The following is a 24459-nucleotide window of genomic DNA, read 5'->3' as shown; positions in this document are numbered from 1 at the left end:
ATCTCGGGTTTCAGGTGCCACAGCACCCGGTAACTGATGGTCGTATACCACCTTGTCTGGATTACTGTTTATACAGCGACTGGGCAGAAAGGACAACCTCGGCAAACTCTTCGACCAGTTCCGGATCAAACTGGGTTCCAGCACAGTTTCGAAGTTCGGCCACAGCTTCCACCCTGGTAAGGTTGCGACGGTAATTTCGGCGAGAGGTCATTGCATCGTAACTGTCGGCAATGGTGATGATCCGGGTGAGGGTATCAAGATCTTTTCCACCTATGCCATCGGGATAACCCTTGCCGTCGAGACGCTCGTGGTGGTGTCTGATTGTTTGGCGTTCCCGCTCCATGAAAGTAAGCGGTTCGATGATACTGGCCCCCACTTCCGGGTGTTTGCGGATAAGCTCCCATTCCTCGGCCGTAAGGCGTCCCGGCTTCTGGATACAGGAAAGGTCGATGACCAGCTTGCCTATATCATGGAACTGGGAGGCCCGCCGCAGAATCACATGCTCCTCTTCGGGGAGCTGTATCTTTTCGGCCAGCATCATCGCGTATTCGGTGACCCGGCGGGTATGACCGGCGGTATATTCGTCCTTTTCTTCCATTGCAGCCTGGAGACTGGACATTATCTGGACGGTGGCGTTTTCCAGGTGATGGCTGTACTTTTCAAGAAGAATATTCTTTTCGGCCAGTTCCCTGGTCTTGTCACGGACCTCTTTTTCCAGATTCTGACGGTAAATCTTTTCCTGGCGGACATAGTTGCGCTTTTCGATGGCCCGGCGGATCTTGACGTGGAACAGTTCCAGGTCTTCGATGGGTTTGGTCATGAAATCATAAGCTCCCAGGTTGATCGCCTTGACCGCATAATCCATGGAACCGGCCCCGGTCAGGAAAAGGACCGGTATATCCAGTTTTTTATTGTTCAGTCCCTCGAGAGTTTCAAAGCCGTCCATATCCGGCATATTGATGTCGAGCAGGATCACATCGAAATCATCGTTGACCTTTTCAAGAACCTCGCGCCCGGATGAAACGGCAACCACTTCATGCCTGAACATGGTGAGGATCTTCTCCACCGCCATACGGACAAGATCATCGTCATCAGCTATGAGAATTTTTGAACCCATTTTTATCGGTCACGTCATATGGTCATCAGAACCGGAATACCGGTACATTTCCAGGAGTGTGTGGAATTCCCTGCCCTGCAACGTATTGGTTCGAGCTTTCTGCAATGTCATCACTGCCTGAAAAGACGTCTTTTTTCATCTGAATCCAGATGTGCTGAACTTGCAGCTGCGCAGAGTCACTTTCAATACCCGTCAGGTGCAGTGTCGCATAAATTTGTCCCGGTGCAAAACAAAAAAACTCCGAACGGCTCCCCTCTTATATTTTCCAGTATGACCTGGTTACATTCATGGCCTGATCAAGAGCAGATAACTGGACCGTCGAACTCGACATATTTCCGGCCGTGGCCGAATCGAGCCATGGCTTTACTCCGAGTTGCTCACCGCAAAGTTCCTCAAGGACAGCCAGGGCACCGTCCCGCATCCCACGCAGATTGTAACCTCCCTCCAGGGTAATCAGCAGCCGGCCATTGCAGATTTTTTCAGCAAGGCTGACCATAACCCTGGTCAGGTAGGCAAAACCGGCCGGAGTCACTTCCATGGCTCCCAGGGGGTCGCCGTTATAGATATCAAATCCGCAGGAGACAAGAATGAGCTCAGGCTCGAACTGTTGCCCCACCGGTACTATCAGCTCGTTGAATATACGGGCATACTCCATGTCTCCCTGCCCTCCGGACAGGGGAACGTTGACAGTAAAGCCCTCGCCCTTCCCCCGCCCGGTCTCCATCACTGTCCCTGTTCCGGGATAATAAGGAAACTGGTGGGTAGAGCAGTACAGGACATTGTCTGTTTCATAAAAGCTGTGCTGAGTACCGTTGCCGTGATGCAGATCCCAGTCGATAATAAATATCCGCTTCAGGCCCAGGTTGGCCAATGCCCAGCGGGCACCAACCGCCACGTTGTTGAACAGGCAAAAGCCCATGGAACGGTCCTTTTCCGCATGATGGCCCGGCGGACGTACCAGGCAGAACCCGTTATCCATCTCACCGGCGTGCAGCCGCCTGATACCATCGATCACCGCCCCGGCAGCCAACATTGCCGCGTCATAAGAGCGGGCCGAGGTCTGGGTGTCGGCGTCCAGAAAATCGTGGCTGCGCCCGGAAGTCTGAAGCACCCTGTCATAAAGCTCCCGGTCATGGTTGCGGGTAATATCAGCGGCCGACGCCGGTGTAAACTCTGGAAAGAAGAAACGCGAGCCTATCTCGCCCCCATCCAGTTGTTCATAGATGACCCGCAGACGATCTGGTGATTCCGGATGGCTTATTCCCGGTTCGTGTTCCAGAAAGAGATCATCTCTATAAATAGCTGTTTTGCGCATGAAATCTATCTCCTGCATGTAAGAATCCGCTTTTCGGTAATCACCATGTCCATCTGTTGATCATGGGATTCCACCGGAACTTCGTCCACCAGCTGCAATTCATAGGCTAAACCAATACGTTTCGCGGCAGGGGCATGGTTGCAGAGAAACCGGTCATAGAAACCACCTCCATAACCAAGCCTCCCACCCCGGCAGTCGAAAACAGAACCAGGAACCAGAACCAGGTCAATGGTAGCCGGGTCAACCTTCCGGCGTGCTGCCAGTTCCGGTAAAGGCTCTGGAATTCCGCAGTAACCGGCCCGGAGATCCTTTTCCGGATCAGTTATCCGGACTGCAAGCAATCCAGGTGGATGAACGATAGTGAGTGGTACCGATACCAACCTGCCCTCGTCCAGGCAACGGTTTATAAATCCGATAGTACGAACCTCATCCCGGAAATTGACATAGGCAAAGATGCTTTCTGCTTCATCTGTTACCCGCAAACTGATGAGATTTTTCTCGATACGGCGGCTTTTCTCTTCCTGTTCCACCGGACTCAGAGAACTGCGTTTTTCGAGAATCCGCCTGCGCAGATTCTTTCGATCAAGGCCCGTATGGTTCACGGATATTGCTCCTTTTTTTTCCTTATCTCCCAATTGTAACTTTTTTTAACCCATAGGAGAAAAAAAATCGCGGTACCCTGAAAAACCGGGCACCGCGATTCTTTCGTTTTCGTTATTGTTTATCTGTATGCGGATCACATGGGAACGATCAATTTATTGCTGTCTTCGTTCCAGGTAACAATCACATACCACAGGGCCATCAAGAGTCCGATCAGAAGCAGGGTTGGCCCGTATCCCATGACGTCAGGGAGGTAGACATACTTTCCAAGCACACCATCTGCCTCAAAGTCCATATCCCTGAACCAGGCTGTCATGATGGAGTTTGATATACCGAAAAAAGGAACAACCAGCCACAACTTGATCTGACCTTCACCAACACGCCAAAGAGTTCCTGAACCGCAGCCTCCGGCAAACATGGCTCCGAGACCGAAAATAAAGCCACCGACAACGCCGCCCCAGCCAAAAGTGCCGCGAACATAGTTCATGGGATCGAGTACCGGATCACCATCAAAACGCGTGGCCACCCCATACTTGAGAACGACAGCGCCCACAGCGACAATGCAAATTGACAAGGCAACTGATTTAGCGAGGGTACAGTCTCCGGTCATGTGCGGCTCCCTGAACCCCTGAACCATGCACCAGCGTCCGCGCTGCATGGCATAACCAAGGCCGGCGGATATGATAAGAATACCGGAAAGGGAGTTGATGTAATCGGTGTAGTCGTCTCCGTCGAAATTGGTGTAGTTGTATGCACCCCAAACCAGAACCGCCAGAGCGATAAGACCGAGAATAAACTGTACAGCCATGGGAAATTCAATGGTTTTGGCTCCACCTGAACCCCAGGTTATGTACTCCATCTCCTTGTATAAAAGCCAAAGTCCAAGGACTACACCAAAAACAAGACCAACAAACATGGCAAAACCGCTGGCGGACAAATTACCTATGGCGTTGTACATGCCTCCAACATTACAGCCGCCGGCAAGTGCGGAACCTATACCCATCAGGATACCGGCAATGACAGCTTTTACAAGTTCACGTACTGGCGGAAAACGAAGGGCAAATTGACCACCCAGACAAGCCGAGAGGAAAGCACCGCCCACAAATCCAAGACCAATAACTGATCCTGAATTGTACCACACGGATTTTGTCAGAATTCTTGTTCCTTCATCGTTTATGAAACCGACAATTTCCTGCATGTCGGTGTCTGAATACCATCCCACAATGTAGAGCAGCCAATCTCCCCAGTTACGGATGGCGCCAACAGCTCCCCACGGTCTCCACCATGCCATGATCATGACACTCAGAAAGGCGACTATGATCCCTGTGACTGTGGGATTCCATTCATCTTTGCATAGCACATTATATAACTGTTTGATTTTACTACCAAATAAATTCTCTCCACTCATAAACTCCCCTCCTCTCTGTTCCTTGAATTTCCGATGAAGACCGAAGAGATCAGGGAACCTGAAATCCCTTTCAGCTCATCGTTTTTCCGACATGAGATCCTCTCGATACTCTCTTCCTGGAATAATTCTTTACCGTTGCCCGGTATATTTGTCAAGGCAGTTGACTATAAAGGCCACAAATCCGCAAATTTTTATCTAATTTTGTTTAAAGAAATTGACACGTTAACATCAATTACAATTTTGAATCACGGTTCAATTATAACTTGACAGACAAAGTGGTTTTCTGTATACAAAGCAATACCGTATTGTCTCTATAGTCCATCCAGAGAAAAAAATACGGTAATTCAATGAAAACATTCCTGTTTTCATCCCTTTCATCATTATTTCTTAGGTAGGAGGATCAAATGAGTGATTTCAAAGTAGCTCCTGAGGGACTGGAGGTAACATCTGTACTTGACGCCAAAGGACTTAGCTGTCCCATGCCCCTGCTTCGCACAAAAAAAGAAATCGGCAAGCTCAAGTCTGGTGAAATTCTGCAGGTCGATGGCACTGATCCTGGTTCCAGGAACGATATTCCAGGCTGGTGTGAGCGTGCAGGTCACGAGTACCTTGGAGAGAAAGAAGAATCAGGATATATCAGCTTTTTTATCAAAAAAGGCTGATTCCTTACGCTGTTAACTTCACCCAAGGAGGAAAAAGCCAATGGCTGCTGACCCGAATAAACTCGGTATATTTGTTACCTCTCCGCAAAACATGCGCCATATTCTCGGCCTGACAAAGGCTGCGAAACGTGCCGGAAAGAGCGTTAAGATATTTTTTACCTTCAAATCCATCCACCTCACCAAGAGCCCTGAATTCGTTGAACTTTCCGAACTCATTGATGTAGAGGATATGGCAATCTGCGCCGACAGTTACACCTGTGAGGGTTATGACACGGTCAAAGATATTCCCCGGGGTCTCACTGACAAGCAGATGCGCACACAGGCCTTCCATGGCGCCATTCTTGAAGAATGCGGCAAGTACATCGTAATGTAAGGAGAGAACAATGGAATCATTGAAAGTATACATCCTGATAGCCAACCGGACCTATAACGACGGCATCCGTTCCGGTCTTGGTCTTGCGGTTGAAAATCATTATGCCTATCCGGTCGTCATGAATGGTGAGTTCCCAAACATGTCAGAGTATATGGCTGATAACATAGCCTGGATCTATGACATGGAAGGAGAAGTCCTGACCTGCGGTGCCCCTGCTCCAGAAAACCTGCCCGAGGGTGTTGAATTCAAGGAAGTAAGCCTTGAAGAGCTTGGAGAGAGAATGCGGGAAGCCGATGTGATCATTCCCTACGGCCTGCCCAAGCAGACCAACGAACCGCCGCCATCCTGTGCTGAATAGGAAAGGAGACCAGTCATGAGTGATGAAGCAAAAATGAAGATACTGCAGGTATATCGTTCCGAGCCCAACGACGATGTCAAAAAGCTGGTTGAGATCCTCAACCGCGACCGGGATGCCGATGAGTTCAAACTCTATATTGACAATCCCAATTACGATATCCTGGTACAGAAAATTTTTGACGCAGACAAAACCGTTTGCTGGTGGTAATCTGACGGAAGCAGATGTTGTTTATATAAAAACCTCTGTCCTTATGGCAGGGGTTTTTTTTTACCCTTCATTCTTCTATTATAAATAAAAGGCCCGGCAGTAGTCCTGACCTCATAATCAGTGCCCAAACTCCTGCAGAGCAGTGATGATCCGGTCGTGAAACCAGGGTCTGAACTCCTTTATCTTTTGGTTTTTCCTCGAAGGATGCACCCTGTTGGTGAGCAGAACTATAATTGTCTCCTTTTCCGGATCTATCCAGAAGGAGGTCCCTGTAAAACCCAGGTGCCCCACACTGTCAGGAGAAAGTAATCTGCCACCTGAAGATCTTCCCGGGGTCGGAGTATCAAAACCAAGACACCAGGTTGTCTTCTTCCCTGTCCTTTTTAAGGCCCCCTGTAACAGTTCAGGATCAAAGGGCAACATGGCCCGGCCGCGCCAGTGGTTCAGGATCGCCATACATAGCCCCAGCACCCCCCTGACGGTTCCAAAGAGACCGGCATGTCCCGCGACCCCCCCCATGAGATAACAATGCTCATCATGGACTTCTCCCCGCACCACCCTGCCCCGCCAGAGACATTTTTCCGTGGCTGCAAAACGCTCTCTGTCTTTCACTTGCTGTCGGAATGGCTGAGGACGAAAAAACAGATCTCTTTCCAGACCCAAGGATCTGCTCAGTCTTTTGCGAAAGAAATTATCAAGGGAACTGGAACTGCACTGTTCAACCACTTCGCCAAGGAGTATGAAGCCAAGATCCGAATAGCAAAAATATTCTCCCGGTGTATGAAGGAGCGGTTCACTGGCAACGAGGCTCAATAGTTTTTTTCGCCCCTCCCGGCTGCAATATGGTCTGAAACTTTTAAAAAATGGTCTGTAGGGAGACATTCCTGAACAATGGGATACCAGATACCTCAAGGGTATGTTTTTTTTATCAGACCCTATTCCAGCCCCCAAATGGTCGCCTAGCGAAGTATCCCAAGTGGTCCTCTGTTCACCGATGAGTGTAAGTAAACTCAGGGTAGTAACCAGTGGTTTGGTTAGCGAGGCCAGATCAAAAACTGTGTTCTGATTCACCTCTTGCTCCCTTTCTCCATATCCTGTGGAACCTGAAAAAGAAAATACCTTTATATTTCCATTAGTTAATTTTCTGTAGATTCCTCCTGCCGCGCCAGGAAACACTCCCTTGGCAACACCGCTGTCAAGCAGGTCTTTCAACAGGTCAGAAATCTTTCTATCTGGTCGATTTTCCATTTTTTTAAAAATGTTTAAGTGTTGTAAAAAAGGCTTTTTTCTGCTATAATATTCTCACTTTCAAAAAACATGTTTAAAATAGTGTGCACAGTCTGTTCAAACCTGTGTTGAAAACATGTACAAAGAAAGGAAAAGTCGTTTATACACAAAATGCCAATAAATTATCCAAACGATGCTGTTAATATAAACTTACAATAATTCCAGTATATTATAATAAATATCCACAAATTAACACCGCTAATAAAAACAACAAATTTTAGAATATAATAAAGGAATTTATTATGGCGTTTCATTTTAACATCTCCAGGACTGATCTCCTCAGAGCCATTGGCGCCCAGCAGAACATAACGAGCAAGAAAGGTACACTGGCTATCTTGTCCAATGTTCTGATTAAAGTAGAGAAAAATCGCATAATCTTTACTGGTACAGATCTGGAAATAGGTCTTAAACAGACTGTCCCTGCCGAAGTTTTCGAGGAAGGAGAACTGACCCTGCCGGCTAAAAAACTTTTTGAAATAACCAGAGAATCTGCCTCTGACACCCTCAGTTTTATCGAAAAAGAGAATAACTGGGTTGAGATCAGCGCCGGTCCTGCCCATTATAAACTGGCCGGTATGGTTTCTGATGAATTTCCTGATTTTCCTGGATTCAATGAAGACCTACTGGTGGATATGGAAGGAGATATTCTCGGTGATTTGATTGATAAAACCATATTTTCCATAGCCCATGACAAGGAAAATATGTACAGCCTCACGGCCGGACTTCTGGAAAAAGAAGAGATCGACGGGAAAAAATATCTGAAAATGATTTCTTCTGATGGACATCGCCTCACCATCATGACCAAAGAGGTGGATGGAAATGCATTTGAGGGTCTGACTCTCAATCCTGTCACTCTTATTCCTCGTAAAGGTGTGCAGGAAATACGTAAATTCTGTGAAGAAAATTCGGCCTTCAAGATAGGAATCGAGGAAAAACAGGCTGTACTCAAAAGTGATGAATCCTTGCTTATTGTCCGTCTCATGGAAGGAGATTTTCCAGATTACCGTAGTATTCTCAATGTGATAAGCAGAGATAACATTATTAATATAAACAGGGTACGATTTCTTGATTCATTAAAGAGAATAAATCTCTTTACCGAAGACATGTTTCATGCCATCAAGATGGAAATACAGAATAACCACCTGGTGGTCACCTCACAGAATGCGGATTTCGGCTCGGCCAAGGATGAATTTGAAGTTGACTATGCCGGAGAACCTCTCTTTCTCGGTTTCAACTGCCGTTACTTCATCGATACCCTGCAGGTCATGGAGGGCGATGTAGTTCAAGCAGCCATCAGCTCCGATGAAAGTCCCTGCCTGATAACGTCACCCGATGATGAAGGGTTTTTATCCATCATCATGCCAATGAAGCTGTAACCTGCCAGTGCCCTTGAACAGGGACGGATGATCCTACACAGCACAGGTAGTGCCTCTGACGGGATACTGTGTTGGCGAAAAGATGGATGGGAGAGTATAACTGTTTGTTTTTCGGATAATATCCGATTGACTTATATTTTTTAAAGGGAACTCCTTCAAAAGGAGATTTCAGAATAATTCTGTAGGTTAGGAATTACATAAAGGATTTTATGAGCGAGCAACAGAAGTCGTCCTACGGGGCGGAACAGATCAAGGTTCTTGACGGTCTTGAGGCGGTTCGGAAACGGCCTTCCATGTATATAGGCAATACTGCGGAGGAAGGACTGCATCATCTCATCTACGAGGTGGTGGACAACTCCATTGACGAGGCCCTGGCAGGTTACTGCAACCGAATCCGGGTCGTTATCCACGAAGATAACTCCGTTTCGGTGGAAGATAACGGCCGGGGTATCCCGGTGGATATGCATCCAACGGAAAAAATGTCAGCCCTGGAACTGGTCATGACCACTCTCCATGCGGGCGGCAAGTTTGATCACTCCACCTACAAGGTATCAGGCGGTCTGCACGGAGTGGGTGTGTCGGTGGTCAATGCCCTTAGTGAATATGCCATGGCCAGGGTCCGCCGCAACGGCAAAGTTTACCGTCAGACATATGAAAAGGGTGTACGTACCAGTGATCTGGAAGTGGTGGGTGAATCCGAGAAGACCGGTACCATGATCGTTTTCAAGCCTGATCCGGAGATATTTACCGAAACCACGGTTTTCAAATACGAAATTGTCCGTAACCGGCTCCGGGAGCTGGCCTTTTTGAATCGTGGGGTCCGCATCTATCTCAAGGATGAACGATCCGGTGCCGAGGACAAGTTTCATTTCGAAGGTGGGATCGTCTCCTACGTGGAGCATCTCAACCGCAAACGGACCCCTGTTCATCCGGAACCAATCTTTATATCCGGTGAAAAAGATCAAGTCCAGGTTGAGATATGTTTCCAGTATTTCGACGGTTACTCAGAACGCCTTTTCTCCTTTGTCAACAACATCAACACCAGGGAAGGTGGTACCCATGTGGCCGGATTCCGGGCTGCCCTGACCAAATGCATCAACCGCTATGCCAGTGACGACATGGTGCCCAAAAATCTGCGGGCCAAAATGGGTGGCGATGACGTGCGTGAGGGATTGACCTGTGTGGTTTCGGTCCGGGTGCCCAATCCCCAGTTCGAAGGCCAGACCAAGACCAAACTTGGTAATTCGGAAGTAAAATCCATTGTCGAATCTATCTGTAATGAAAAACTGGGCGCGTACCTGGAACAGCATCCAGGCGATGCCAAGAAAATTCTTTCCAAGGCTGTGGATGCAGCCCGGGCACGGGAGGCGGCCCGGAGGGCCAAGGAACTTTCACGCAAAAAAGGCGGATTGTCAGTGATGATGGCCGGCAAGCTGGCCGAATGCCAGTCCAAGGACCCGGCCAAAAGGGAAATATTTATAGTCGAGGGAGATTCGGCAGGCGGCTCGGCCAAACAGGGTCGTGACCGGTCCATCCAGGCTATTCTTCCTCTGCGCGGCAAGATAATGAACGTGGAAAAAGCCCGCTTTGACAAGATACTGGGCAGTGAAGAGATCAAACATCTTATCGCCGCTCTTGGAACCGGAATCGGCCGGGATGAATTTGACATAGAAAAACTGCGCTATCATAAGATCATCATCATGACCGATGCCGACGTGGACGGGGCCCATATCCGGACCCTCCTTTTAACTTTCTTTTACCGGCAAATGTTGCCTCTTATCGAAAAAGGCCATGTGTATATTGGTCAGCCTCCCCTTTACCGGCTGGGCCGGGGCAAGAAAGAACTCTACTTTCTCGATGATGATTCCCTCAATGATTATCTCTATGACCAGGCAAGTCAGTTCATCCGTATTCGGAGCCAGAACAACGAAGAGATCGAGGGCGGGAAAATGGTGGCCATGCTGCGCCAGCTCTCTTTGTTTGAGCGACTGTCCGCGTACCTGGAAAGGCTCAATATCCAGGAAGAGATGACCATTTTTCTTCTGGAAAACAACGTCCATTCCGCAGATCAGTTCGTCGAACGGCAGTTTATCGCAGATCTGGTAGACAAACTGAAAGTGCTCAATCCGGTGATAGGAAATATTCGCTCCTGCCGCTGGCGGCCGAGCTGTTATGAGGTGGATGTGGCCTTTCGCGGTCGTTCCCATGCCATGACCACTCTGGGTCCAAATATTCCCCTGATTGCCGAATACAGGCATGGACTGGAAATTTATCCCCGGATCCGTGACTACCTGAGAGGAAGTTTTACCATTATCCGTACCACGGCTTCCGGAACTGAAAAGGAGATCCAGGCCGACAACTGGCATGATCTGATAAGAATGGTACGGGAGGAGACTTTCAAGGGCAGTCATCTGCAGCGCTATAAGGGTCTGGGTGAAATGAACCCCGAACAGCTCTGGGAGACAACCATGAACCCGGAAAACCGTTCCCTGGTTCAGGTCACCATCGATGACGCAGAAATGGCCGACGACATGTTCACTACCCTCATGGGTGATAAGGTGGAACCAAGGCGCGAATTTATCCAGAATCACGCCCTGGAGGTATCGGAACTTGATATCTGATATGACTTGGTGGGTCGGTGGATTTTGTCCAGGATTGCCGTTCAGAAGCGGCAGATGAACATATTATTGATGACCACCGAAACTCGACACCGGTGCTAAAAAGGAAACATAGCTACGCCTTGGAAAAACCACTTGTCCGTGGGAATGGTGATGTTATCTTCCGGGCAAAGCCATCTTCTGAGTTTTGATGGTAATAAGAAAATCCTTCTTTTATATGTGTAATTAGCGTACTGATATGACGACTGAAATAGAACAAAATCAACAAAAGAATCCTACCATTTCCATTGAAAAAGAACTGCGCAAATCCTACCTGGATTATGCCATGTCGGTCATTGTAGGTCGGGCCCTGCCTGATGTGCGTGATGGCCTCAAACCGGTGCACAGGCGCACTCTTTTTGCCATGCGTGAGCTGGGAGTCACCCATAACCGGCCCTTTGTCAAATCAGCCCGGATTGTCGGTGATGTCATAGGTAAGTATCATCCCCATGGAGATACAGCGGTCTATGACACCCTGGTCCGTATGGCCCAGGATTTTTCCCTGCGCTATCCCCTGGTGGATGGTCAGGGTAACTTCGGTTCCATGGACGGGGATGCACCGGCGGCCATGCGATATACCGAAGCACGCATGACCAAGCTCGACCAGGAGATAGTTGCCGATCTGGACAAGGAAACCGTTGACTTTATACCCAACTATGACAACTCCCTTCTGGAGCCGTCTGTTTTACCTTCCAGAATACCCAATATACTCGTCAACGGTGCTGAAGGTATTGCGGTGGGGATGGCCACAAAGATTCCACCCCATAACCTGACAGAGGTTATTGATGGCCTCATTGCCCTGATTGAAGATCCCAATATCACGGTTCACCGGTTGATGGACATCATCACTGGTCCGGACTTTCCCACCGGTGGTTTTATCTGCGGCCGGGCCGGGATCCGGGAGGCCTACGAGACCGGACGCGGTGTGGTGATCATGCGTTCTCGCACCCACGTCGAACAGCGTAAAAATGGCCATGAATCCATAGTAATAACTGAAATTCCTTACCAGCAGAACAAAGCATCGCTGGTAGAAAAGATTGCCCTGCTGATCAAGGAAAAGAGAATCACCTCCATTTCCGAGGTTCGGGATGAATCCGACCGCCACGGGATGCGGATCGTACTGGAGCTGAAAAAGGATGAAATACCGGAAATAGTCATTAATCAGCTCTACAAGATGACACCACTGCAAAAGAGTTTTGGTATCATCCTGCTCTGTATTGTCAATAACAGGCCGGAGATTCTCAATCTCAAGCAGATGCTCGAGCATTTTATAGCGCACCGCAAAACAGTGGTTTACCGTCGTACAGCCTATGAGCTGCGCAAGGCTGAAGAAAAAGCCCATCTTCTGGAAGGACTTAAGATAGCCATATCCAATCTCGACGAGGTGGTCCAGCTTATCAAATCATCGGCAAGCCCGGCCGAGGCAAAGGGCGAACTGATTCGCCGTTTTGAACTGTCCGAGCTGCAGGCCCAGGTTATTCTTGATATGCGTCTGCAACGGCTCACCGGCCTGGAACGTGACAAGATAATTAAAGATTACGAAGAGATTCTTGAGCGAATCGCATGGTATAGAAAGGTATTAGCCGACGATAACCTGGTGATACAGATAATCCGGGAAGAATTTGAAAAAATTCGGGAAGAATATGGCGATGAGCGGAGGACAGAGATAATAGACGCGCCGGATGAGATCCTCCCCGAAGACCTGATTACACCTGAGGAAATGGTGGTTACCGTATCCCATGCCGGATATATAAAGCGTAATCCAATTACCCTGTACCGGGCCCAGAGGCGTGGCGGTAAAGGTGTCAAGGGAATGACAACACTGGAAGAGGATTTTGTCACCAGACTCTATATTGCCTCCACACTTGATACCTTTCTCTTTTTTACAAATTACGGCAAGGTGTTCTGGCGCAAGGTATATGAGCTTCCTCTGGCAGGACGTACAGCCCGGGGGAAAGCCATTGTCAATCTGCTGGAACTGGCTGAAGGAGAAAAAGTCATGGCAATTCTGCCGGTATCCAATCTGGCAGAAGCCGATGAATCCCAGACAGTCTTCATGGTCACCAGAAAGGGAAGGATCAAGAAAACCAGCCTGGCCGAATTCAAGCGTCCGCTCAGAAAAGGAAAGATAGCGCTGACAATCCGTGAAGATGACGAAATCCTGTCTGCTGCAATTACTTCCGGTGAAGATGAGATATTCCTGGTCACCAGAAACGGTATGTCTATCCGCTTCCATGAATCTGACGTACGGACCATGGGCCGGACAGCAGCCGGTGTCAAAGGTATCACCCTTGGTGAAGGAGACGAAGTGGTTGGCATGGTGGTGCTGCAGGGTGACGAGTCCATCCTCACCGTGACGGAAAACGGATATGGAAAACGCACGGCAGTTTCTGAATACAAGCTCCAGAACCGAGGGGGCAAGGGTGTCTTTGCCATCAAGACCAGTGAGAGGAACGGAATGGTCGTTGGCGCGCTTCAGGTTGAAGATACAGACCAGGTTATGATGATTGCCAATTCAGGCAAGGTTATCCGTATCCCGGTGGACACTATCCGCATTATCGGGCGAAATACCCAGGGTGTGCGCCTGATCAACCTGGATAATGGTGAAAAGGTTGTTGCCATGTCCATGCTGGCCCGGGAAGAAGAAGTGGATGAAGCGGACGGGACAGATGGGGATAAAGAAGATTGAAAAAACCGCTGTAATCGGGGCTGGAAGCTGGGGTACTGCCCTGGCCAAGCTGCTTGGAGACAAGGGTGAAGAGGTATATCTCTGGTCGCATCGCTCCGAGCATGCTGAAGCACTTCTCCGTGACCGGGAAAACAAAAAATACCTGCCAGGCGCGAGGTTACCGGAAAACGTACAGCCTACAGATGATATCAGTGTGGTCAGCCGGTGTCAATGTGTGCTCATGGTCGTGCCTTCACATGGTTACAGGGAGGTTTTCTCCCTGCTGGCTCCCCTGCTCGTTGAGGACACCTGCCTTGTTTCGGCGGTTAAAGGTATTGAAATAGATACACACCATACCATGACTCAAGTCATGGCCGATGAACTGCAAAAGATTGGAAAGGAAAAAAAACTCTATTTAGGAGTTCTTTCAGGACCGAGTTTTGCCGAAGAGGTGGCGGCTGGGCAACCCACAGCGGTTACAGTGGCCTTTAAAGAGCAGTATGCAGCTCGTGCTGTACAGCACCTGCTTTCCACTACATTTTTCCGTGTTTATTCCAGCATCGATGTGATCGGGCTGGAAATTTCCGCGTCCATGAAAAATGTCATCGCCATTGCCGCCGGTATCGCCGATGGACTGGGTTATGGCCTGAACACAAGAGCTGCGCTTATAACCCGTGGCCTGGCTGAGATAACCCGTCTTGGAGTCAAATTGGGCGCCCACCCTCTCACTTTTTCCGGGCTTGGAGGGCTTGGCGACCTGGTTTTGACTTGTACGGGCAGTTTGAGCCGCAACCGGACAGTTGGTTTGAAACTTGGCCAGGGAAAGAGTTTGGACCAGGCACTGGCCGAAATGACCATGGTGGCTGAAGGTGTGAAAACCACAAAATCCTGCTTTAATCTGGCAAAAAAAACAGGCGTGGAAATGCCTATCCTGGAACAGACCTACCAGGTTCTGTATGAGGGCAGAGACTGTAAATTGGCGGTGGAAGAGCTCTTTAAACGTAGTCTCAAGGAAGAAATGGAAATAGGGTGAAGGTGGGCGACAGAGAATACCGTCGCCACATACCCATCCTGATATTTCTTTTCTACCTACTCTTCTTTTTCCCATTCCGAGTGATCCGGTTTTGGGGGCTTTTGTTCCATGAGACGCTGCTTCAGCCAGACCAGAACCTTGTCAAACTCGGCAACAAATTCGGCCATGGCCTTGCCCCGGTGACTGACCTTGTTTTTCTCCTCCATGGGAATTTCGGCAAAGGTCTTGCCCAATGGCGGATAGAAAAATACCGGATCATAACCAAAACCCGATTCACCTCGCCGCGCCGTGGTAATCTCCCCCTCGCAGCTTGCTTCCCAGGTCAAGGCCGGACCGCCCGGTGTGGCCAGGGACAGCACACACATGAACCTGGCACTGCGGTCTTTTTTTCCTTCCATTTCCTTGAGCAGCTTTTCGCAGTTATCCCGGTCCGTGGCATCTTCCCCGGCCCAGCGGGCGGAATAAACACCTGGTTTTCCGTTCAGGGCATCTACCACAAGACCGGAATCATCGGCAAGACAGGGCAGTCCGAGTACCCTGGCGTAATGGGATGATTTCTTGTATGCATTGTCGTCAAAGGTTACTCCATCTTCCACCACCCCTGGCAACGACCCGTAATCCTTGAGACATTTTATCTCCACCGGAAAATCCTTGAGCAATTCCTTAAATTCCCTGACTTTATTCTGGTTGCTGGTTGCCAGGACAATGATATTGACCATCTTGCTGTAACTCCTGCGTGGTTATCTTCGTTTCTTTTTGCGCAATTTTTTGTCATACCGTTCCTGCTCACTGTAGATACATCCGCAGTATGGCTGTCGGTATAACCCCATATCTATGGAGCCGTCAATGCCTGCCTGCCATCCTTCCCGGAAATCTTCATAATAAAAAAGTACTCCGTATTTTTCAGCCAGGGCTTCGCATTTCTTTTTCAAAAGATCATGGTTTTGATATCGGGAATACAACAGGGTTGTGGTAAATGCGTCAGCACCCTGCTCCACCGTTTTTTTCACCGTCGGCTCCAGGCGCATGTCGTAACATATCTGACATCGCTGCTGTTCATGGAAAACCACCTGGCGCAGATAATGGATGAGGCCGTAATTACGGTCGATTTCGACCGTAAATCCTGTTTTATCGGCCAGCTCTACCAGGGACGCGATTCGTCGCTTGAACTCCCGGTAGGGATGAATATTCGGGTTAAAAAAATAACCTTTGACAACATGTCCCTCTTCCCTGAGCCTTGAAAGCGGATAGATCGTACAGGGACCGCAGCATACATGAAGCAGGATATCCATTATCTGGTCTTGAATTGTTTGGGATCGATCCTGTAATTGTGGATCTTGTAGTTGATGATGCGCAGGCTGGTGTCCAGATATTTTGCTGCCCGGGTCTGGTTGCCCCTGCATTTTTTAAGGGCGTCGATAATGAGCTCACGTTCAAAATTTTCCACAGCCGTGGCCAGGGAAAGAGGTTTGTCCGAGCTGACCGTCTCGGCACTCTGGAGAGTGGGAGGAAGGTGGATGGACTTGATGGTCTCGCCGTCGCAGATGAGAACGGCCCGTTCCATGCAGTTCTGCAGTTCCCGGACATTTCCAGGCCAGTGGTACTGAATGAGCAGGTCGATGGCCGAGGTGGAAATCCGGCGAATAACCTTGTTGTTTTCCTTGGCATATTTGTCGAGAAAATACTCGGCCAGTAACAGGATATCAGTGCGTCGTTCCCTTAAAGGTGGAAGATAGACCGGAAAGACGTTGAGACGGTAGTAGAGATCTTCGCGGAAATGACCTTCCTGAACCGCTTTCTCCAGATCCCGGTTGGTAGCAGCTACCAGCCGGATGTTCGCCTTGAGGATCTCGCTGCCCCCGAGACGCTGAAAGGTGCGCTCCTGGATCACCCCCAGTAACTTTACCTGTACAGCCGGGCTTATTTCACCGATTTCATCCAGAAACAGTGTTCCCCCCTTGGCCACCTCAAATCGTCCTTTCTTGCGCGAATTTGCTCCGGTAAATGCCCCTTTTTCGTGCCCGAAGAGTTCACTTTCCAGCAATGTTTCCGGCAGGGCTGAACAGTTGACCACCACAAAGGGTCCGTTGCGGCGTCTCGAGTTATAATGCAGTGCCTTTGCAACCAGGGTCTTGCCTGTACCGGATTCGCCCCGCAACAGCACGGTGGCTCCGGAATCAGCGACCCGGTGCACCATGTCAAAAACCTCCTGCATACGAGAGGAATTGCCAATGATTTCTTCAATTCGGTTTCGGGCCGAAAGCTCTCGTCTCAGTTTTGAATTTTCCTGACGCAGGGCCTCTTTTTCCTCGTTGACCTTCTGTACCCGCTGAACGGTCTGGGCAATGAGTCCGGAAACCACGGTCAGAAAACGCAGGTCATTTTCCGACTGGCTGCCAAACCCGTCCGGATATTCCCGATCGATTGACAGGGCGCCTATGGACTGGCCGTTGACCTTGATGGGAACACAGAGAAAAGAAGCCTTTTTCTTACGTTCATCTCCCCTGGTCCTGGTCCGGTTGAGAAAGAGAGGTTCATCACCTATCTGCGGGACGAGGATCGGTTCGCCGGTGGCCACAACCTTGCCGGTTATTCCCTCCCCCAGCTTGTAACGTCCGCGGCGACGAGCTTCGGCGGTGATATTATGGGCCACCTCAATCTCCAGTTCTCCGGTGGTCGGATTGACAATGGTCACCGTACCATTGTCCATATCTTTTTCCGCCGCCAAGGTGGCCACCACCTTCTCCAGGCAGTCCTGAAGGTTGGAAGCCGAGGCGAGATGTTTGGTAATTTCGTAGAGACAGCTCAGGTTTTTGAGCTCATTTTCCTGCTCTGTAACCGGTATTTGTTTATTCGTATTCATAAACCTTCAAACACGAGGAGAATATTGACAGTCTCCCTGTGAAATGGTATTTAGCACCCTATCCGGAGGGATGGCCGAGTGGTTTAAGGCGGCGGTCTTGAAAACCGTTGTACGAAAGTACCGTGGGTTCGAATCCTACTCCCTCCGCCAAATAAGTACAGCTGTCTTTCGGAGAGATGACCGAGTTGGCCGATGGTGCTCGCCTGCTAAGCGAGTGTGGGGGTTATACTCCACCGAGGGTTCGAATCCCTCTCTCTCCGCCACGATTCCCAACCCGCTCTTCGTCCTCGATGAGCGGGTTTTTTTGTTCGCTTTAAAACTCCTGCATAGACGATACAGCGCCCTTTTCTACGGAGCGTTAGAATCCCCACAACAGGGTGCGCTTTATCCACCCTGTCACCCCCCCGGGATGTTCGACCTTTACCCAGCCGTTTTTGCGCTCCAGTGTTTTAAATACCACTCCGTAGTAAGCTTTTGCAACAATTCGATACTTGGTACCCGGTCCGCTGCGGACATTGATCCTTTTTTTTGAATTCTTATGGACTTTGACAATCATGTGCGGGGTTCGATTGACCAGTTTTTTATTCACCCAGCCAATGGTGCCCTCAAAGTCTTTGACCCGGAGCCAGTTACCGGACCGCTTAAGTACTTTCAGGGGAAAACCTTCCCCAAGGATCCAGAGAACCCGGTACCTGGTACCCGGTCCGGACCGCATGTTCACATTGTCGCCGCTGATGGAAACCATCTCGGCAATGGCCGATGAGGTTCCTGAAAACACAAGAAGAAAGAGTATGATACAGATCAGTTGTCGCATGGGTATAAAAAGTGTCAGAGGATATTTTCCGGCCCGAAGAAATTTCTGAGAGCCTCTTTTAACCGGAGGTTTTCGACCTGTTTTTTATCTGATGTCTCTAATGCCCAGGCAAACTCTCTTTCAGTTTTCCCGGGCTGAGGAGTGGGTGGATGCCTTTTGCCGGATAGTTTTACCGGTCACCGGAAAGCCGGCCACTTCCAGATAAATCGCATTGAAACTGCACGCCCCGGTCAGGCATTTCATACAGCTGATACACTCAGGACTGTCCGGGGTCTCGTTGAACCGGATTTCAACCGGACACACAGTATGACAGGCACCGCATTTTGTACATGCATCCGGGTCTAATTGCAACTTAATCAGCCGGAAGCGGTTAAACAGGCCATAAAAGGCACCCAGGGGACAGGTGGTCCGGCAAAACGGACGCGAAGATATTACAGACCAGAAGATAAAGCCGGCAAGAATGGACATCTTGTTGACGTAGAGCCACCCCAATGTCGAACGCAGGTCTGGCTGCAGGATGATCATGGGAATCCCCGCCTCCAGCGACCCGGCCGGGCAGACGTATTTACAAAACCACGGTTGTCCAAGACCAAACTGATCGACCAGGATAAGGGGAAAAATGACGACAAAGAAAACGAGAAAGAGATATTTTGCCCAGTTGAGCAGGGGAGGAATACTGTATTTCGGTGAGGGTATTTTATGCAGCAGTTCCTGTATCATTCCGAACGGACATGCCCAACCGCATATAAATCGGCCAAAAACCGCTCCCAGAAGACCGATGGAGCCGATCACAAAGGTTCCCACATAGTACTGTCCGGTCTGTAATGAAAACCGCACTCCCAGCAGGAGCTGTTGAATACTGCCGATGGGACAGTATGTTGTGGCTGCAGGACAGGAATAACAGTTGAGCCCTGGAGAACAGATAACCTTGAGTGGTCCCTGATAAATATTTCCAGTACTTGGGAATCCCAGGAAACCATTTACCAGCATGGTCCAGAGCATCTGTACCCATATGCGAATCTTTTCCATAGGTCTACCCTATACCGATACATGCCAGGCAGATAGACCATGCCTGTTCCAGGACCCTTGTTGGTTCGCCGAGGCTGACTCCTATCAACCATATGAAAAGAAAAACAGTGATCAATACAAATGGAGTTTTGCGGAGTTGGGGTTTTTTATTCATTTTGATCCTTTTTCCAGTCTCCTGCGCACAGCCTGTGGTTTTTCGCCGAGTCCCTGTTTCTTGTCTCGCCTGTCATCAAGGACGATCTGGGTCACCACCCTTTCCACACCATTGATAAACGGCAGCTCATGGAGGTCCCGGGCCAGGGCCACAAGTTCATCCACCTCTCCTTCAATAACCGTCCCCATATCATTCAGCACGCAGGGTATCTCCCTGTCCTCCAGTAAGCGAACCACATCGGCTACATAATCGCCGACACTCGGGGTTCCTGTGCCAAGGGGGATAATGGTTATCTGCATGAGGGCCATAACATCACCTCATCGTCTTAAAGTTGATACCCGGAGGATTCAATCTGTTGGCCAATACCGCTCCCCGGTCGGATGGCGTAAAAAGTCCGATCTTCAACGTTGCAGCTGGCACGACCAATGCGCTCGAGCTATTCATTGTCCGCTGTCGCTTCACCTTGGACTCTCACACTGTTCCCTTGCCCGTATATCGATCTGTCACTGGTTTTGCTTCACCCTCTCCCGGCTCAGGACTGATCATGGTCTGGACGGGGACTATCCATTTTATCTTATCCCCTGCCCTTTTTATCAGCCGGTCAGCATGCTCACCAGTCTGTCCAGGTCATCGCTTGAATAATACTCGATTTCCAGTTTGCCCCTGGTCCCGTTCTGGATGATCCGGACCTTGGTATTGAGGCGGTTGGTCAACTGGGTCGCCAGGGCCTTGCAATAGGTTTGCGGCAGCTCATCAGCGGACCGACCTGTTTTTGCAGGAGATGGCCTTTGTGTCTTTTTGATCTTTTGTCGTTTGCATATCTTCTCGGATTCACGTACCGAGAGTTTCTCGGTAACAATACGGTTTCTGACTTCCTGCAGTTTTTCCGGGTCATCCTTGATCCGCAGCAGAACCCTGGCATGCCCTTCCGACAGTACGCCCCGGGCCACATCCAACTGGATCGTTTCCGGAAGGTTGAGCAGCCGCAGGACATTGCTGATGGTGGATCTCTTGCGTCCCACCTTTTTTGCCACCTCATCCTGGGTCAGGTTGAATTCGTCGATCAAGCGGTTATAAGCCGTAGCCTCTTCGATCGGGTTGAGGTCATGGCGCTGGATGTTTTCTATCAGGGCCAGTTCCAGGCTTTCGTTATCTGTTCCTGACTCCGTTACGACCACCGGAACCTCTTCCACCCCGGCCATTCGCGCTGCCCGCAGCCGTCGTTCGCCGGCGATCAGGGTGTACCTGTTGCCTTTGCCCTGGCTGACCAGCAGGGGTTGAATCACTCCCCTTTCCCGGATGGACTCGGCCAGGCTCTCCAGTTTTTCTTTGTCAAAATACTTGCGAGGTTGGTTTGGGTTTGGCTCTATCTTATCAATATCACACAAAAAAAACTTATCTGTCTCATCCTGGAGAGGGTCGTTGGACAACAGAGCCCCAACTCCCCTGCCAAGTCTGCTCTTGTTGCTCATGGTTTATTTACTCCGCCGAAGAAATTCATTCGCCAGTTTCATATAGGCTTTGGCCCCGGTGCTTGATTTATCATACTCAAGGATGGTCTTACCGTGGCTGGGACTTTCACTGAGACGTACATTTCTCGGGATCACAGTCTTGAAAACCAGATCCCCGAAATGTTTTTGTATCTCACTCGCTACCTGATGTGTGAGCCGGTTGCGGCGGTCATACATGGTCATAAGTAGGCCTTCGATAAACAGGCCCCGGTTCAGGCCTTTTTTGACCTTGCGGATGGTTTCGACCAACAGGGCCAGTCCTTCGAGGGCAAAGTATTCACATTGTAAAGGGATAAGAACCGAGTCCGCCGCTGTCAGACCATTAATGGTCAACAACCCGAGAGACGGCGGGCAATCAACAAAGATATAGTGGTACCTGTCTCGCACTGGCCTGAGGATTTTCGCCAGTTGTTTCTCACGGTTTTTCACCGAGATAAGTTCAATCTCCACTCCTACGAGGTCGATGGAGCCCGGCAGGATATCCATGTTTTTCAGGCCAGTGGCCATAATACAGTCTGTTGCTTCTCTGTCGTTCATGAAGCAGTGGTAGAGATGTTTGTCTTCATTCGACCTGAAGACGCCGACCCCACTTGAGGCATTACCTTGGGGATCGGAATCGACCAGCAAAACCTTTTTTCCCTTGGCAGCAACCGCCGCCCCAAGGTTCAAGGCCGTAGTGGTCTTCCCCACCCCACCCTTCTGATTGGCCAGGGCAACGATTTTCGTTTGCATCTTTTTCATGGACAGATACCGTAAGCTTGTTAACCGTGTTTGCCGGGAGTATACTATACTCTCTTTTTAGGGTGAACATTTTTCTTGATGTTTCACGTGAAACATTGGTTCTTTTTCTGAAACCATACGGGATATCCTTATGTGTCACTGGGCGGATGTATTGGTTGTAGGCAGTGGGGTGGCGGGTCTTTCTTTTGCTCTCAAGGTAGCGGGTCGCTGTCAGGTAACATTGATAACCAAGAAAGACAGGGTGGACACGGCGACCAACCTGGCTCAGGGCGGGGTGGCCGCTGTACTTTCGGGGAGGGATTCGACAGAGTTGCACTTGGCTGATACGCTGCGCTCAGGAGACGGGTTGTGTAACGAAGATGTTGTGCGGCTGGTGGTGGAAGAGGGTCCTGAACGGGTGCGGGAGTTGGTGGGTTTCGGGGTTGCGTTTCAGAAGGGGGAAGGTGGAGAGGAGTTTGATTTGGGTATGGAAGGGGGGCACTCAGCGCGTCGGGTGGCCCACGCTTTTGATCTTACAGGTAGGGAAATCGAGCGGGCCCTGTTGGCCAGGGTTGAGGAGAACCCTCATATTCGGGTACTGGAAGATCACTTGGCGATAGATCTTCTGTTGGAATCTAAAGCCAAAGGACGACCGGTAAATGGTCGAGATCGGTGCCTGGGAGCGTACGTGTTGAACAGGAGCACAATGGAGGTGGAGACCTGGCGGGCAACAGTGACCGTGCTTTGTACAGGTGGTTGTGGGAAGGTGTATCTTTATACTACTAATCCCGACATTGCCACAGGGGATGGTTTGGCTATGGCTTACCGCGCTGGGGCAGAGGTTGCAAATCTGGAGTTTGTTCAGTTTCATCCGACCTGTTTTTTTAATCGCGAGGCCAAAAACTTTCTTGTTTCTGAGGCAGTACGGGGGGAGGGAGGGGTTCTTGTTAACGAAAAAGGTGAACCCTTTATGCAGCGGTACGATCCCCGGGGCGATCTTGCCACCAGGGACGCTGTGGCCAGAGGTATTGATGCGGAGATGAAGTCCTCTGGAGCGGACTGCGTTTATCTGGATATTACACATAAACCGGCTGATTTTGTCCGTGAGAGGTTCCCTACCATCTATGCAACCTGTAAGAAGTATGGTGTGGATATAACCCGGGAACCAATACCAGTGGTTCCGGCTGCGCATTACATGTGCGGCGGCGTGCTTGTGGATGTGTGGGGGAGGAGTACGGTGGATAATCTTCTGGCCCTGGGGGAGGTTTCCTGCACAGGCCTGCATGGAGCAAACCGGCTGGCTTCCAATTCCCTGCTCGAGGCAGTGGTCTTTGCTCACCGCTCGGCTCTCTGGCTGCGAGACCATTGGGAAAATATTGTCCATGAGGGTCGCGATGTACAGGTCGCAGACTGGAGGACGGGCAAGGCTCGGTCCATAGAGGAAAATGTTCTCATCAGTCATAACTGGGATCAGATACGGCGCCTTATGTGGAATTACGTGGGAATTGTCAGGCGAGAAAAGAGGCTGCAATTGGTTCGCCGGCGTCTAGGCCCGGTTCTGGAAGAAATTCGTGAACATTTTCACGACTATCTCCTTACCCCTGATCTGGTGGAACTCCGCAATATTGCTGTGGTCGCGGAATTGATAATCCGCTGTGCCGGACGGCGAAAAGAATCCCGGGGCTTACACTATATGGTGGATTATCCCAAAAAGGATGATTTTAATTTTCGCAAGGATACAATCCTCCAGCGGGACCGGGACGGGACAGGATTCTAGCGTGTAACTTATTGATATTATAGCTTTTTTTGTAGATAGCTGATGAAATCCTTATTTCCAGGTGTTGGCGGTAATGTGGTGCAGGGGAAGATAAAGAAGATAGTTGGAAAGGCTTGGCTGGTGATAAGAAAAAAAGGAGTCTGCCACCTTGGCTGACTCCTTTTTCATGACTGGCGTCCCCAACCGGATTTGAACCGGTGTTGCCGGCGTGAAAGGCCGGTGTCCTGGACCTGACTAGACGATGGGGACGTGTTATACAGTATGTTTTGGTGGGTCGTGCTGGGCTCGAACCAGCGACTCTCTGCTTAAAAGGCAGATACTCTACCGACTGAGTTAACGACCCCCTGTTCAAGGAATAGACTCTGTACTCTTTTTTGTTAAAACTGTCAATAGAAAATGTTGTTTTTTTCTGTTTCGATCTGACCTGTGATCTCTGTTCCTTTGTATGGTCAATGCGGATTTGCCTTGTTGGCTGGACGGTCGTTTGCTATATCAGGTCTTCATGGTACAAAGTCTTTGCGAAATATGCA

At 49.7% G+C, this 24459-nt stretch carries 22 protein-coding genes and 4 tRNA genes; 11 read left to right on the top strand and 15 right to left on the bottom strand.

The features are described 5' to 3' along the window. Positions 1-61: 61 nt before the first annotated feature. The 4 genes from ACXJJY_RS01985 to ACXJJY_RS01970 form a co-directional block, all read right to left on the bottom strand. Positions 62-1117: an HD-GYP domain-containing protein gene (locus tag ACXJJY_RS01985; protein ID WP_456385027.1), complete on the bottom strand. Its 1056-nt coding sequence runs from the start codon at positions 1115-1117 to the stop codon at positions 62-64. A gap of 256 nt (positions 1118-1373) precedes the next feature. Continuing rightward, positions 1374-2450 (bottom strand): histone deacetylase family protein, encoded by a 1077-nt coding sequence (locus tag ACXJJY_RS01980; protein ID WP_456385026.1) that lies wholly within the window; start codon positions 2448-2450, stop codon positions 1374-1376. Further along, positions 2438-3034, bottom strand: a complete 597-nt coding sequence (locus ACXJJY_RS01975; RefSeq protein WP_456385025.1) for a 5-formyltetrahydrofolate cyclo-ligase — start codon at positions 3032-3034, stop codon at positions 2438-2440. Before ACXJJY_RS01975 ends, ACXJJY_RS01980 begins: the two co-directional genes overlap by 13 nt. Before the next feature lie 134 nt (positions 3035-3168). Next, positions 3169-4392, bottom strand: a complete 1224-nt coding sequence (locus ACXJJY_RS01970; RefSeq protein WP_456385024.1) for a YeeE/YedE thiosulfate transporter family protein — start codon at positions 4390-4392, stop codon at positions 3169-3171. Between the two features lie 452 nt (positions 4393-4844). Here ACXJJY_RS01970 and ACXJJY_RS01965 point away from each other — a divergent pair, with 452 nt between their 5' ends. From ACXJJY_RS01965 to ACXJJY_RS01950, 4 genes are read left to right on the top strand one after another with little or no spacing between them, the layout of a single operon-like run. After that, the gene (locus ACXJJY_RS01965) at positions 4845-5102 is read left to right on the top strand and encodes a sulfurtransferase TusA family protein (protein ID WP_456385023.1); all 258 of its coding nucleotides are present in this window, start codon (positions 4845-4847) and stop codon (positions 5100-5102) included. A gap of 40 nt (positions 5103-5142) precedes the next feature. Continuing rightward, complete coding sequence (locus ACXJJY_RS01960) at positions 5143-5475, top strand: hypothetical protein (protein ID WP_456385022.1); 333 nt, start codon at positions 5143-5145, stop codon at positions 5473-5475. Positions 5476-5485: 10 nt separating this feature from the next. Then, positions 5486-5833, top strand: coding sequence for a hypothetical protein (locus ACXJJY_RS01955; protein ID WP_456385021.1), 348 nt, complete (start codon positions 5486-5488; stop codon positions 5831-5833). Positions 5834-5848: 15 nt separating this feature from the next. Next, complete coding sequence (locus ACXJJY_RS01950; protein WP_456385118.1) at positions 5849-6040, top strand: hypothetical protein; 192 nt, start codon at positions 5849-5851, stop codon at positions 6038-6040. Between the two features lie 117 nt (positions 6041-6157). On the opposite strand, the gene ACXJJY_RS01945 is transcribed toward ACXJJY_RS01950, so the two are convergent. After that, the gene (locus ACXJJY_RS01945) at positions 6158-7288 is read right to left on the bottom strand and encodes a serine hydrolase domain-containing protein (RefSeq protein WP_456385020.1); all 1131 of its coding nucleotides are present in this window, start codon (positions 7286-7288) and stop codon (positions 6158-6160) included. Positions 7289-7569: 281 nt separating this feature from the next. Between ACXJJY_RS01945 and dnaN the strand changes: the two genes are divergently transcribed. The 4 genes from dnaN (at position 7570) to ACXJJY_RS01925 (ending at position 15061) form a co-directional block, all read left to right on the top strand. Beyond that, positions 7570-8703, top strand: coding sequence for a DNA polymerase III subunit beta (gene dnaN / locus ACXJJY_RS01940; protein WP_456385019.1), 1134 nt, complete (start codon positions 7570-7572; stop codon positions 8701-8703). A gap of 209 nt (positions 8704-8912) precedes the next feature. After that, on the top strand, positions 8913-11324 hold the full coding sequence (gyrB, locus tag ACXJJY_RS01935) for a DNA topoisomerase (ATP-hydrolyzing) subunit B (protein ID WP_456385018.1): 2412 nt from the start codon (positions 8913-8915) through the stop codon (positions 11322-11324). 235 nt (positions 11325-11559) lie between these two features. Next, positions 11560-14049: a DNA gyrase subunit A gene (gene gyrA, locus ACXJJY_RS01930; protein WP_456385017.1), complete on the top strand. Its 2490-nt coding sequence runs from the start codon at positions 11560-11562 to the stop codon at positions 14047-14049. Beyond that, positions 14030-15061, top strand: a complete 1032-nt coding sequence (locus ACXJJY_RS01925) for an NAD(P)H-dependent glycerol-3-phosphate dehydrogenase (RefSeq protein ID WP_456385016.1) — start codon at positions 14030-14032, stop codon at positions 15059-15061. Before gyrA ends, ACXJJY_RS01925 begins: the two co-directional genes overlap by 20 nt. Before the next feature lie 56 nt (positions 15062-15117). Here the strand turns inward: ACXJJY_RS01925 and ACXJJY_RS01920 are convergent, their stop codons facing one another. Genes ACXJJY_RS01920 through ACXJJY_RS01910 form a run of 3 tightly spaced genes read right to left on the bottom strand, consistent with a single transcriptional unit; the run spans position 15118 to position 17924 of the window. Further along, on the bottom strand, positions 15118-15780 hold the full coding sequence (locus ACXJJY_RS01920) for an XTP/dITP diphosphatase (RefSeq protein ID WP_456385015.1): 663 nt from the start codon (positions 15778-15780) through the stop codon (positions 15118-15120). Positions 15781-15801: 21 nt separating this feature from the next. Further along, positions 15802-16353 carry an epoxyqueuosine reductase QueH gene (locus ACXJJY_RS01915; RefSeq protein ID WP_456385014.1) on the bottom strand — a complete coding sequence of 184 codons (552 nt, stop codon included), beginning with the start codon at positions 16351-16353 and terminating at the stop codon, positions 15802-15804. Then, positions 16353-17924, bottom strand: a complete 1572-nt coding sequence (locus tag ACXJJY_RS01910) for a sigma 54-interacting transcriptional regulator (protein WP_456385013.1) — start codon at positions 17922-17924, stop codon at positions 16353-16355. Before ACXJJY_RS01910 ends, ACXJJY_RS01915 begins: the two co-directional genes overlap by 1 nt. Before the next feature lie 64 nt (positions 17925-17988). Here ACXJJY_RS01910 and ACXJJY_RS01905 point away from each other — a divergent pair. Both ACXJJY_RS01905 and ACXJJY_RS01900 read left to right on the top strand, forming a co-directional pair. Beyond that, positions 17989-18074, top strand: a tRNA-Ser gene (locus ACXJJY_RS01905). Between the two features lie 20 nt (positions 18075-18094). Further along, positions 18095-18187: transfer RNA gene (locus ACXJJY_RS01900), tRNA-Ser, on the top strand. A 95-nt stretch (positions 18188-18282) separates the two neighbouring features. On the opposite strand, the gene ACXJJY_RS01895 is transcribed toward ACXJJY_RS01900, so the two are convergent. The 5 genes from ACXJJY_RS01895 to ACXJJY_RS01875 all read right to left on the bottom strand — a co-directional run bounded on the left by ACXJJY_RS01895 (position 18283) and on the right by ACXJJY_RS01875 (position 22164). Beyond that, positions 18283-18738, bottom strand: coding sequence for an SH3 domain-containing protein (locus tag ACXJJY_RS01895; RefSeq protein ID WP_456385012.1), 456 nt, complete (start codon positions 18736-18738; stop codon positions 18283-18285). 120 nt (positions 18739-18858) lie between these two features. Then, a complete protein-coding gene (locus ACXJJY_RS01890; protein ID WP_456385011.1) occupies positions 18859-19767 on the bottom strand; it encodes a 4Fe-4S binding protein in 909 nt (302 codons plus the stop codon). Between the two features lie 150 nt (positions 19768-19917). Next, positions 19918-20229, bottom strand: a complete 312-nt coding sequence (locus ACXJJY_RS01885) for an MTH1187 family thiamine-binding protein (protein ID WP_456385010.1) — start codon at positions 20227-20229, stop codon at positions 19918-19920. A gap of 285 nt (positions 20230-20514) precedes the next feature. Next, positions 20515-21393 carry a ParB/RepB/Spo0J family partition protein gene (locus ACXJJY_RS01880; protein WP_456385009.1) on the bottom strand — a complete coding sequence of 293 codons (879 nt, stop codon included), beginning with the start codon at positions 21391-21393 and terminating at the stop codon, positions 20515-20517. Between the two features lie 3 nt (positions 21394-21396). Then, positions 21397-22164: a ParA family protein gene (locus tag ACXJJY_RS01875; RefSeq protein ID WP_456385113.1), complete on the bottom strand. Its 768-nt coding sequence runs from the start codon at positions 22162-22164 to the stop codon at positions 21397-21399. Between the two features lie 139 nt (positions 22165-22303). Between ACXJJY_RS01875 and nadB the strand changes: the two genes are divergently transcribed. Beyond that, positions 22304-23929: an L-aspartate oxidase gene (nadB, locus tag ACXJJY_RS01870; protein WP_456385008.1), complete on the top strand. Its 1626-nt coding sequence runs from the start codon at positions 22304-22306 to the stop codon at positions 23927-23929. Positions 23930-24100: 171 nt separating this feature from the next. Here the strand turns inward: nadB and ACXJJY_RS01865 are convergent. Next, positions 24101-24178: transfer RNA gene (locus tag ACXJJY_RS01865), tRNA-Glu, on the bottom strand. A gap of 18 nt (positions 24179-24196) precedes the next feature. Beyond that, a tRNA-Lys gene (locus ACXJJY_RS01860) sits at positions 24197-24272 on the bottom strand. Positions 24273-24459: the final 187 nt, after the last annotated feature.

The sequence above is a fragment of the Desulfolithobacter sp. genome, from assembly GCF_054025815.1.
Note: the sequence above shows the minus strand (reverse complement) of the source record. Positions and strands in the feature narration are given on the sequence as shown.